Source organism: Magnetococcales bacterium (assembly GCA_015231175.1).
Classification (GTDB): Bacteria; Pseudomonadota; Magnetococcia; order Magnetococcales; family DC0425bin3; genus HA3dbin3.
The window spans coordinates 1-12,110 of sequence record JADGBZ010000095.1; the positions used below are offsets into that span (position 1 = coordinate 1).

9 protein-coding genes, 1 tRNA gene and 1 pseudogene are annotated in these 12,110 nt (G+C 54.8%); 3 read left to right on the plus strand and 8 right to left on the minus strand.

The features are described from left to right. The 8 genes from HQL63_14415 to HQL63_14450 all read right to left on the minus strand — a co-directional run. On the minus strand, nt 1–284 hold a 284-nt coding region (locus tag HQL63_14415), incomplete at its 3' end, for an Rpn family recombination-promoting nuclease/putative transposase (GenBank protein MBF0178021.1). A gap of 351 nt (nt 285–635) precedes the next feature. After that, nucleotides 636–1,289, minus strand: a complete 654-nt coding sequence (locus HQL63_14420; GenBank protein ID MBF0178022.1) for an HAD family hydrolase — start codon at nt 1,287–1,289, stop codon at nt 636–638. 10 nt (nt 1,290–1,299) lie between these two features. Further along, nucleotides 1,300–2,034: a hypothetical protein gene (locus HQL63_14425; protein ID MBF0178023.1), complete on the minus strand. Its 735-nt coding sequence runs from the start codon at nt 2,032–2,034 to the stop codon at nt 1,300–1,302. Between the two features lie 54 nt (nt 2,035–2,088). Then, on the minus strand, nt 2,089–3,054 hold the full coding sequence (locus HQL63_14430) for an acetyl-CoA carboxylase carboxyltransferase subunit alpha (GenBank protein MBF0178024.1): 966 nt from the start codon (nt 3,052–3,054) through the stop codon (nt 2,089–2,091). A 2-nt stretch (nt 3,055–3,056) separates the two neighbouring features. Continuing rightward, nucleotides 3,057–6,692, minus strand: coding sequence for a DNA polymerase III subunit alpha (dnaE, locus tag HQL63_14435; GenBank protein ID MBF0178025.1), 3,636 nt, complete (start codon nt 6,690–6,692; stop codon nt 3,057–3,059). A gap of 244 nt (nt 6,693–6,936) precedes the next feature. Then, nucleotides 6,937–7,953 carry a hypothetical protein gene (locus HQL63_14440; GenBank protein MBF0178026.1) on the minus strand — a complete coding sequence of 339 codons (1,017 nt, stop codon included), beginning with the start codon at nt 7,951–7,953 and terminating at the stop codon, nt 6,937–6,939. Nucleotides 7,954–8,302: 349 nt separating this feature from the next. Continuing rightward, entirely contained in the window at nt 8,303–8,851 is a 549-nt protein-coding gene (locus tag HQL63_14445) for a DUF3782 domain-containing protein (protein ID MBF0178027.1), read from the minus strand. Nucleotides 8,852–8,988: 137 nt separating this feature from the next. Beyond that, nucleotides 8,989–9,073, minus strand: a tRNA-Leu gene (locus HQL63_14450). 119 nt (nt 9,074–9,192) lie between these two features. Here HQL63_14450 and HQL63_14455 point away from each other — a divergent pair. The 3 genes and pseudogenes from HQL63_14455 to HQL63_14465 all read left to right on the plus strand — a co-directional run bounded on the left by HQL63_14455 (nt 9,193) and on the right by HQL63_14465 (nt 11,918). Then, nucleotides 9,193–10,005 carry a glutamate racemase gene (locus HQL63_14455; GenBank protein ID MBF0178028.1) on the plus strand — a complete coding sequence of 271 codons (813 nt, stop codon included), beginning with the start codon at nt 9,193–9,195 and terminating at the stop codon, nt 10,003–10,005. A 29-nt stretch (nt 10,006–10,034) separates the two neighbouring features. Next, nucleotides 10,035–10,199, plus strand: a pseudogene (locus HQL63_14460) (SEC-C domain-containing protein). A 225-nt stretch (nt 10,200–10,424) separates the two neighbouring features. Then, complete coding sequence (locus tag HQL63_14465; protein ID MBF0178029.1) at nt 10,425–11,918, plus strand: hypothetical protein; 1,494 nt, start codon at nt 10,425–10,427, stop codon at nt 11,916–11,918. Nucleotides 11,919–12,110: the final 192 nt, after the last annotated feature.

A 12,110-nucleotide genomic window follows, 5' to 3' on the forward strand; every position in this document is an offset into this window, starting at 1 on the left:
GCGTTGTACTGAATGCGCTTCAGGAAGGCATCCACCTTCTGAACCTGCATCTCGACGATATAGGAGACGCCTCGATGATCGGTGCAGCGCACATCCAACACCGAATATTTGAGATCCTTGATCCTGGGTGCCAGAAATGGATCGAGGATGGTCAGGTGGGCAATGCGTCGGTCTTCCGCCAACCCAAGCAGGCTTTCCAGAAAACTGATGAGAATATCCTTGGTATCCTCGCTGCCGAAGATCTTTTTGAAGGCAAAGTCGATTCTTGGATCGATAAATTTCATGGCGGACCTGCGCACATCATATGGTTCATCCCACCACCATGATATCCGAAGCCAAGCCTCCGGTCATGCATGAACGCCTCGCTCTGTTGTCACTGACGCAGTTTCACCGCATCTTGCCAGCCAAGGAGACGTCCACGTTTGCGTTATCGTTTGTTGCGACTTCATCTTCGACCGCCTCGGCGGGGCGTAATCGTTCAGAGACCCCTGGACCTGGAAGCCCTGGGATGCGCCATCTATTTAGATGAACACACCTCGATGAAAAAGGTGGGGTCCGCGCTTGATGCACTTGGTGTTGAGATTAAAGGGCGTATTGGACAATAAAACGGACCGCGCGAGAAAGGAGCGAGGCAGTCAACGAAAAGAGATCACCTCCCACCCCCGGGCCAGGGCATGCTGGTACAAGACCGGATCTGGATCTACGGCCACGGGGTGGGACACAGCCTCCAGCATCGGCAGGTCGTTGCGTGAATCACTGTAAAACAAAGCCCTCTCCAGGGAGTGGGGCTTATCTTTGAGCCACTGACGAAGCCGAACCACCTTTCCCTCCTGAAAACAGGGAACGCCCAACGGACGGCCCGTGAAGACATCATCAACCATTTCCAGATCCGTGGCCAGCAGGTGCTCCACCCCAAACGCCGCAGCAATCGGTGCGGTGACAAACCGATTGGTTGCCGTAACAATCACCACCGTATCCCCTTCCCTTTGGTGACGTTCGATGCGCTCCCGACCTCGTGGCAGCATGATGGGCCGGATCATCCGTTCCATGAACTCCCCCCGCCACCTCTCCAGGACCGCCAACCGATGCCGGGTCAAAATTCCCAGTTGGAACGCCAGATAGGCCTCCATATCCAGGACTCCCTGGGCATAATCCTGATAGAACTTCAGATTCGTCGTCTCGTAGGACTCCCCATCCACAATACCTTGCTCCACCAGAAACCGACCCCAGAGATAGTCGCTGTCTCCGCCCAGGAGGGTGTTGTCCAGATCGAAAAGGGCTAGATGCATGCAAATACCTTTAGATTTCGGAAGAGCTGCATTTCAACTTCTCAATGACAGGCAGCCTGATGCCATGGTTCGGGATGCTCAAATATTTTGCATTGACCCACATGAATGGCTGAATGAAAGGGCCAACCAAAAACAGAAAAAGCACCGTCGTCACTCCCATGGGCCCACCAAGAATCCAACCCGAGCTGAAAAGTGCAATTTCCAGCGTCATCTTTCCACGAAAGAAACTCCATCCCCATTTTTCGATCATCGTGATGGCTACAAGGTCCATGATGCGAATGCCAATACCACTCATGATGATCAAGGATGATGCGTAGGCACAGGTCAAAAGCGAGACGATATCGAGTAGAACAGCACTCAAATTGAGGGTATGATTGAAAAATTTGACATATATGACAGGCATGGCACTGATCGTGTATTGCTGCAATTCAACAGCATTCCAAAAATCGAGCAAAAACCCGACCGCAGCCGTACTGACAAAAGGTGTCAGTGGTGGCAGCTTGCGATTCCAGATCATCCACCATGACAGGAAAAAAATGGCGACCAGCGACGAACAAACGCCAAGACCAACGCCAAGATGCGCGTTCATCCCTATGACGAGCACGTCGAGCGGATCCGTGCCCAGTTTAGCGTCGATAAATCCTTTTGCCCCAAGGGAAAAAATAAAAATACCCGAGCAATATAGAAAAACCTGATAACGGCGCCAATCCAAGGGTTCGTTCAGGTAATCTTTAAGCAGGCTCATGCCAAATTCCTCCTTCAACAGTGTCAACAAACCATCGTGCGGATACCTTGAAAGCTACCCACCCTCTCCCAAAACCACCCCCATGGCAAGAAATTTTTCCCGACGCTCTCGGACAAGAATCTCCGGGGTGACGGAGCGCAACTCCCGAAGATGAACGAGCAAATGCTCACGGAGGGCCATCCCGGCAGCCTGGGAATCCCGGTGGGCTCCACCAACGGGTTCCGGAATGATGCCATCGATCACATGGAGGGCAAAGATTTCATCTGCGGTGAGGCGTAAGGCCTCGGCAGCCAGCTCCGCCTTGGCGGCATCCTTCCAAAGGATCGAGGCGCACCCTTCGGGAGAGATCACTGAATAAACAGCATGTTGCATCATGAGGACGCGGTTGGCCACACCCAGGGCCAGGGCTCCGCCCGATCCCCCCTCTCCGATCACCACGGCAATCGTGGGGGTTTGCAGGCGCATCATCTCCTTGAGACTGTCGGCAATGGCCTGGGCTTGGCCCCGCTCCTCGGCCCCCCTGCCGGGATAGGCGCCAGGGGTATCGATCAGGGTGATCACCGGAAGATGAAATTTTTCTGCCAATTTCATCAGCCGCAAGGCTTTGCGATACCCTTCCGGGCCCGGCATGCCAAAATTGTGGGCCAACTTTTCCCGGGTGCCGCGCCCCTTCTCCTGGCCGATCACCATGACGCTCATGCCATCCAATTCGGCAAAACCACCCATGATGGCCCGGTCGTCGGAAAATTTTCGATCCCCATGCAGCTCCGTAAAGCCGGTAAAAACCGTCCCCAGATAGTCGCTCGTATAGGGGCGGTCGGGATGCCGGGAGAGAAGCGTCTTTTGCCATGGGGTCAAACGGCTGAAAATTTCTTCGGTCAAACCACGCACCTTCTCGTCCAGACTGGCTATATCGGACGCCAGATCCAGGTCCGATGTGGTGGCCAGATGGCGCAACTCCTCCACCTTGACCATCAATTCTCCGATGGGCTTTTCAAAATCGAGATAGGTTGGCGCCATGTCTACTCTCCATCCTGGCGCTCTCCGCCCAGGGTGAAACTCACCGACCGCACACCAAACAGGGTCTGCATGTCGTTGAGCAAACGGGTATTGGGTCGCACCGTACAACCCTCGCCGGAGAGGAGGGTAGCGTTGGCATGCGCCAGCCGCAAGGCAAGGCGCACCCGGCACGATGGGCCGCGATGTTCATGCAACAAAGCTTCCAAACGCTCCAGGACATCATCCGAAAGAGTGGTCATGTCAGCCTCGACGCGCAATTCGCGACAAACTTCCTGCCGATAGGCATCCAGGGTGCGTAAACGCTCGACCACCATTTTGGGCTCTTCCTCGCTGGTGTCGACCGTCCCTTCTGCAACCACCGGTTCCTCACCATCCAAGCATGCACTTGACGCCTGATAGACCTCTGGAAAGACGACGATTTCCAGTTGTCCATACATATCTTCCAGGGTCAAAAAAGCCATGCGATCTCCCTTGCGGGTGCGATGGATTTTGCGTTCAGCCACCAAACCGGCCAGCTTCAGCGTCGGTCCTCTTTCACCTGCGCCCTTCGATCTCCACCCACCGGAAGTTGGGACACTCTCGCGATCAAACGAACCCTCGATCTCCTCCCCTGCGCCAAATCGTTCGCGCACAGAGAGAGTGGTCTCCAAACCATAGGAGGAGAACTCTTCGGCATGTTTCTGGAGGGGGTGACCCGTCAGAAAAAATCCGAGGGCCTCCTTTTCAAAGGTCAGCAGTTGGCCGGGGTCGGGTTCCGGGGTTTCCGGCAGAGGGGGGGCTGCGCCAACCCCGCCGTTCTCCTCCTCCAGGGAGCTGAAAAGATCGCGATAACCCAATGCAGCGTCAGCCTGTTTGCGCGCCCCAAGGCTCATGGTTTCGGCCAGACCTCGGAGCAGTGCGTTGCGATTTCCGTGCAAAGTGTCAAACGCCCCGGCCTTGATCAATTGTTCCAGCATGCGCTTGTTCAGAATGCCGGACCCCAGGCGACAGCAGAGCTCGTAGAGGGAGCGAAATCTGCCATCCCGATCCCGAATGTCCAGCATGGCTTTGACGCTTCCCTCCCCCACACTCTTGACCGCTGTCAGGGCATACCGGATTCCATCCCCCTCCACCAGAAAGACCTCTCGGGAACGGTTGATATCGGGGGGATAAACCGGCACCTGCATGTCCCGGCACTCCCGGACGAAATGCATCAACTTGTCGGTGAATTGCATTTCGCAGGTCATGGTAGCTGCCAGGAAGGCCACCTTGTAATGGGTTTTCAGCCAGGCCGTTTGGTAGGAGATCAAGGCATAGGCTGCCGAATGGGATTTGTTGAACCCATAGCCGGCAAATTTTTCCATCAGGTCAAAAATAAATTCGGACTTTTTATCGGGGATATTGTTGTTCCGGGCCCCATCCACGAACGTTGCCCGTTGTGAGGCCATCTCTTCGGCCTTTTTTTTCCCCATGGCGCGACGGAGCAGATCCGCCCCACCCAGGGTATAGCCGGCGAGAACCTGGGCAATTTTCATCACCTGTTCCTGGTAGAGGATGACGCCGTAGGTTTCGCGTAAAATCGGCTCCAGTTGTGGCAGGGGATAGCTGACGGCAATTTGTCCGTGCTTGCGTTTGATAAAGTCGTCCACCATGCCTGAACCCAGTGGTCCGGGGCGGTAGAGGGCCACGAGGGCGATGACATCTTCCAGGGTATCCGGAGCGAGTTTTTTGAGAATCTCCCGCATGCCCGAAGATTCCAATTGAAACACACCCCGTGTCCGCCCCTCCTTCAGCAGGGCAAAAACGCTCTCATCCGCCAGATCGATCTGGTTGATGTTGATGGGTGATTCGCCCTGTTTTGCCCGGTCGGCATTCACCATATCCAAGGTAGCCTGAATCACGGTCAGGGTTTTCAAGCCGAGAAAGTCGAATTTGACCAGGCCAGCCTTTTCCACATCCCCCATGTTGAATTGGGTGACCGGCATGGGAGAACGGGGATCCCGATAGAGCGGAACCGTATCGGTCAGGGAGCCGTTGGCGATCACCACACCGGCGGCATGGGTTCCGGCTGAGCGGGGCAACCCCTCCAAGGCCAGACAGAGACCCATGAGTTCCTGGACTTCCGGTTCATCGGCCAGCAATTTTTGCAGACGCTCTTCCTGTTGCAGGGCGGTTTCGAGGCTGATGCCCAGGACGTTGGGAATCAGTTTGGCAATGGCGTCCACGCGGCCATAGGGAAACTCCAGCACCCGTCCCACATCGCGGATCACTGCCCGCGCCTGCAACGAGCCAAAGGTGATGATTTGCGCCACGCGCTCCGGTCCATAGCGTTCCTGAACGTAATGGATCACCTTTTCCCGCAGGTCCATGCAAAAATCCACGTCAAAGTCGGGCATGGAGACCCGCTCTGGATTGAGAAACCGTTCAAACAGGAGTTGATAACGAATCGGATCCAGATCGGTGATATCCAGCGCCCAGGCCACCACCGAGCCCGCTCCGGAGCCACGACCGGGACCGACGGGAATTTTTTCCCGCTTGGCCCAACGGATAAAATCGGACACGATCAAAAAATAACCCGGAAAACCCATCTGGACGATGACATCGATTTCATAATCCAGGCGCTTTTTGTAGAGGGACTCCTGTTCCTTCTGTTGCTCGGCGGCAAGATGCGGGAAGACCTCGTTTTGCAGCCGTTTTTGCAGGCCCGTTTCCGCCTCCTGCTGGAGTAGGGTGGTCAGATCTTCCCCTTCCGGTACAGGAAAATCGGGGAGCATGGGTCGCCCCAGCTCAAGACGGGTATTGCAGCGGCGCGCAATCTGGATGGTGTTGGTGATGGCTTCGGGCACGTCGGCAAAACGCCGGATCATCTCTTCGGGCGGCACGAAGTGATGTTGGGCATTGAAGCGGATGCGGTTTTCTTCGCTCAGGGTGTGTCCCAACCCGATGCAGAGGAGCGCGTCCTGGGCTGGTTGATCGGCTGGGTTGAGAAAGTGGACATCGTTGGTCGCCACCAGAGGGAGGTTTAACTCCTGAGCCAGATCCATGGTTTGACGATTGATCTCCTCTTCCTCCGGCAAGCCGTGGCGTTGCAGCTCCAGATAGAAATTGGGAACTCCTGCACCATCGTCGAACAGCATCGCCAGGGCTGTGGCAGCCTTCCGCGCTTCCTGGGTTCGTCCGGCGCCCAGGTGGCGTCCCACCGCCCCTTTCGCCGCCCCGGAAAGGGCGAGCAAACCCCGCCCATGTCGCGCCAAAGTGTCCATGTCCACCCGGGGTTTGCCATGACTTCCCTCCAGATGTCCCACCGACAGAATGCGCAGCAGGTTGCGCCAACCCTCCTGGTTGCGGCTCAACAGGATCAGTTGATCCCGGATTTCCCGATCCTGTCTTTCCGTCCGATCCAGGCGATTGGGGACCACGTAGATCTGGGCACCCAAAAGGGGTTTGATGCCGGCTTTCAAACATTGGGTATAGAACGGGATAGCGGCAAACAGATTCCCTTGATCGGTCAAGGCCACCGCCGGCATTTTCAGCTCTTGCACCCGGGCGATCAACCTCTCCACCCGGACTGTGGAGGTCAGCAGGGAAAAGGCGGTATGGAGATGGAGATGGACAAAAGCGGGCTCTTGCATGGCAGACTGGCGGGAACCACCACCCACGGAATCATTTTTTCCTGAACATGCTTGTTCAGGAACACTCCCGGCAGGCCCCAACCCCGCACCCATGCGGTTTGTTGCGAAACAATTGACAGCCGGACCCCGCAGGATGACACGGGTTGCCCCGGCAGGTAAAGCTGGCGCAAACAAGCCCGCAGGATGGACGCCTGCGGGCTTTTCGGATGAAAACCCGGTCAGAACGGCGCGGGACGGTGTGGTGAGGCCCCATGCGGCCCGGTTCAGGAGGTTATTCGATGAAGCTTTTCAATTTACTGGTGATCTCATCAAAGCTTTTCTCGACACCGATCATCACCTTCAGATCGTCCGGTCCCCTGTCGTTATTGAATGCCTTGACAGGAAAAACGCTTGAGCTTACCCGCGCCGCGATAAAATACGCGGTTCCACTGCTCTTGGCGGAACTGGTGGTATCAGGCTGTTCAGCTTCGCCACTCTTGGCAGGGTCGTCTGGTGTTGTCGTCTTGGCGGGGGTATCGGATTTTTGCGCTGAACCACCGGCACTCGGAAACCTGGCAAAAAACAGGGTTTGGACTCTGATGGATCTGTCGAGCCTCTGATCATAGGCCGGCCCAATTTCGAGTCTGTAGGAGTTTGCATCCGCCGTTTTCCCTCCCTGTTCAATACCAATGCCCAGGAATTCATGTTTAAGGAAATGATTGTCGACCCGTTGTTCCTGTGATATATAGGCGGCGCTTCTGAAATGGACATACATATCTCTCGCTTTACCACCCTCACCTTTAAAATGAGAAAGGAATGATAAGGAGGGAGATACCATTTGGGCACTCTGGATGATGTCAAATGCATTTGCCTTGGGAGAGTTGGCTGAGGGCTGCACAACGTTCTCTTTTTCAAAGGCGATTGCGGTTGTCATGACCGGGTTCGTAAGCCCGGGAATACCGATATCACCCTTGACCGGTTCCCACTCCTTGCTGAGCCGGGCAAAAAACCCCTTGCTGGACCAAGCACTCCCATTGTTTTCCGTGCCAGGCGTGGTCTGAACACTCTTGGCGCTGTATGTTGAGCCTTCCAATCCAACCTGCAACCTTATGTCGTACCTTCCTGATGTGGACGGTTTGTTTTCCTTTGTGGGTTTTTCCCCGTCTGTCCCAGTTTCTGGCGTAGCGGCACTCCCTGTTGCCGGTGTGGTGGTGGCGGAGGTTCTCTTGTCAGCAGCCCCTCCGTCTTGAGTCCAGACCAGAGCTGTCAACATCGCTACACAAAAAAGCAACGACTTTCCGCGTTTCATGATCCCTCCATGGATGCAATGGTCCGTAGGTTATCCGGGTATGGTGCGACTCTGTTGGCGCACCAACCCCCCGCTGCGCCAACAGCGACCCGGGCATGCTAAGGAGTCTATCATGGTCATGAAGTTGATTTCAAGAGTCATTGTCAAGCCTGCTTGTATCATGGCGCGAGCTTTATCGTAAAAAATTAATTATTAATTTCAATAATTTAATGTTGAAACCACTCGCGATAACAGTTTATAACTTAATCATCTTACAGTTATTCTGCCAAACCTGATATGGTTTAAAAAATAATATAACTAATATAATTAGAGGCAGCCCGCCATCGGATACGACTCAGGCACTGCAAACTTACCAGACTCTCGGGGTGAAATCGTCGGTATTGGCCAGGGTAACGGTCTCCCCGGACTGAACGACGACAAACAACCCCTGCCTGATGGCAAAACGGTCGGCTTCCTCGTCGATGACGATGGCGGCCACGGCCCCCATGACACGCTTGTGGGCGTAGTCCGGGAAAAACTCCTTGAATTCGGACAACCGTTCCAGATGGTCCCGCACATCCTCAATTTTCAGTCTGCTCTTCACCTCAACCAAAACGGCCACTGTGGTGTCCAGCACCAACAAGTCAATCTCCATATGACGGTTTCCAGGTAACCTGGCTCGCATCCGGGGGGCCACTGCCCGCACATCAATTCCCCGCTTGGCAAACATCGCTTCGCAAGCCGGGGCAACCAACCCTTCCACAAACTGACCCCACCGGCTTGTCAGGTTGCCCACCCGCTTGGCCAGATCCTTCACGATCCGATCAGTTTCCTGCATCTTTCGATCAGTTTCCTGCATTTGTTTGGCTGTTTCGTGAACCACTTTCCAGACATCATCCAAGGTCACGGCGTTGGACATGCGGTTTCTCCCAAGCGTTGACGATCACTTCCACGGAAAGCATATCTGAAATCGTGTTCCGGTGTGACAGAAAAAGCCCGCAAGGCTGTTTCTTGCGGGCTTCTTGGATTTTCCCGAGTCTCTTTTGACAATTGACCTGGTGCGGATGGCCGGACTCGAACCGGCACGGCTTGCGCCACTGCCCCCTCAAGACAGCGTGTCTACCAGTTTCACCACATCCGCACAATCGGCGAGTGGGGGAGAAAAAATCATCCAGCGCTCGCGACGGGTGGCAAGGTAGCAAAGAGCTGTCCGCATGGCAACGGTTTTCTTTTGCCCGGCAGGCAAGCTAAAATGAAAGGATGGAGAGACGATACGATTCACGACCCATTGGAGTGTTCGATTCGGGCGTTGGGGGGCTCACCGTTTTCAAGGCGGTAGCCCGCCGTTTTCCCGACGAAAATCTGGTCTATCTGGGTGACACGGCGCGTGTTCCCTATGGTTCCAAATCCCCGCGCACGGTTGAGCGTTACACCCTTCAGGTGGGGGCCTTTCTGCAACGCCGGGGTGTCAAAGGGATTGTGGTGGCCTGCAACACGGCCTCCGCATTGGGCCTTGATGCCTTGCGGGCGCGTGTTCCCCTGCCCATTCTGGGGGTGATCCAACCGGGGTGCCGCATGGCTGTTGCGACTACCCGCCTGGGTCGGGTGGGGGTCATTGGCACCCGATCCACCATGGCCAGTGGGGCCTATCCACAAACTCTCTCTCTCCTCGATCCGGGTATCTATACCGTCTGCGCCCCCTGTCCTTTGTTCGTCCCCCTGGTCGAGGAGGGGTGGATCGTTCACCCGGCCACCCGTCTGATCGTCGCCGAGAGTCTGGCGTCACTCCATACGGAAAACATCGACACCTTGATCCTGGGGTGTACCCACTACCCGCTTCTGAGACAGATCATTCAGGAGGTGATGGGGCCAAACGTCCACCTGATCGACTCGGCGGCGGCAGTGGCCCGCGAGTTGGAAAAAAATCTCTCCTCCGACATGCTGCCTGCACCCCCTGGGCAAACACGCATCCTCGATTTTTGGGTCACTGACGTGGCGGATCGCTTCCAGGATGTGGCCCGTCTTTTCCTGGAAGAGCTTCCCGTCGCCAGTGTCAACACGGTGGATCTGTAAACCGTTCGGCTGTTTCGGTTCAGCACGACATGGAGTGCTCGACAGTTCAGCACGACATGGAGTGCTCGACAGTTTCCGGCAGCCCATCCTTGACTTGTTTTATCCGATACACGAGATCAGTCATGAAAACAGGACGCAATGCCGAGTGCCCTTGTGGCAGCGGAATCAAATACAAACATTGCTGTATGGAAAAAATGAATGACGCGCCTTCGGTCGTGGCCCGGGGCGTGGATGCAAGGGCGAAGACGATCCTGAACCCAGGAAAAATTCCCGCTTCGCCAACGACTCTATCATCTGCCTTGCCGGCTACCCCGCCGGTCGCCCCGTCGGCCACCCCGTCAGCCACCCCGCCAGCCGCCTCGCCGGTCGCCTCGCCAGCCACACTACCGGCCTCCCCCACTGTTTCCACGGAAGAGTTCATGGACACTCTCTTCCTGGATGGCCAAAGGGCCGTGACGGCAGCGCGTCAACAGAATATGGTAAAATTATTGAACGGTCATTTTAGCGTCAAACAAATATGTTATCATGTTGATTCTATCAAACTTGGTGTTGAATTGGAAACCCTGTTCTATATTCCTGTGGATCAAGTGTATGATTTTTTTTATCGCACCAAATGGCGCTTTCCAAGAAAAATTGATTTTGATTCCAGGAGTCCGGAACAGGTAAAAATTGTCAATAAGGTTGCGTCGCAAATCAATGCGTGCATGAGAGACATCAAAGCAGAAAACAATCAAATGCTGGTGCGAATTCATGAAAAAAATCCGGTTTTTATTTCCGGAAAAATGTTGCGTGTTTATTTGCTGACCAGCATCAGGACGACCGTTATGCAATATGCATCGCGTGACGTTGCAAAAGCGTTTGAGCGTCTTGGCTGTGAGGTTTACCTTGATATTGAAAAGGACGAGAGGGAATCTTTGAATGATAATCATATTCTTCAATCAATATATTCTTTCAATCCACATATTGTGATTAATATTAATAATCCAAATCACTATTTTAATCTTCATCCGGATGTTTATAATGTTGTCTGGTATCAGGATCCCACCCCCGATATACGGAGTGGCAAACCGCTGCCCTGGCGGAAACGCGATCTGGTTTTTTCTGCCTACCCGGCATTTGATGAGCTGATTCGTGCGACGGGTGCTCCTGTGGTGGAGCGACAGGACATGTGTGTGGACTTGGCCTGTTTTCGCAACACGACACCCAGGGATGCCCGGCACAAAGTTGTTTTCATAGGGAGTTCGTATCACCATTTTTTACACGCCCATCCAGTCGAGGAGCGTATTTTTCATCTCCTGCGGGATATGTTCGAGCAGGGGGAACCCATTCCGGATACGTTGATACAGGATTTGGCCAGGCAGACCGGTATTCCTTACATTCAGATCAATCAATACATTTTTACCTGTGTGGTTCGGAATCGTTCGGTCGAATGGCTGTGTGAACTGGCGCCGGATCTTGCGTGGGAGGTGGAGGTTTACGGTCGGTTCTGGGATCGGATTCCCCTTGTGGCGCCTTATTATAGGGGAGAGTTGCATCACGGGGAGGCCGTGGCGACCGTATACAACCAGGCCCGGTATGCCCTCTCGCCACATCAGCGCCTGATCAAATCGCAACGCCTGGTCGAGATCACCGCCTGTGGTGCGTTTCCGGTAGTCAACGATGACCGGTTGTACACGGAACCGCCGCACTGGGAGGACAAGATCCTTTTTTATCGTACACGCGACGAATTATGGGAGTGTCTGCATCGGGAACCTCAGCATGATCCGGGTGTCATTGCTGAATCATTTTCGTATGATGCCCTGGCTCGGAGAGTTCTTGATAAGGTGTCGGCTGATTCGGGTTGGATGCCGCCGTTTCAATCGGAGACGATTGGCTTGGATTCTGAAAGGTCAAGTGGCCTAAAGGGTTCGTAGACCTTCGCATGCGGAACCAGAGCGGTTGGTGGGTTTGTACGGCAACCGCTCCGGCCTGCAACGCCCAGCAACCTCCCTTCATGGTTCGGGATGCGCTGGTGGATTTGGTTTCGCCCTGCCAGCATGCCCTTGTCATCCGCGCCTTTGAAATGCCCCCGCATGCCAGGATGAGCCTGGTCCAGATGGTGTTGC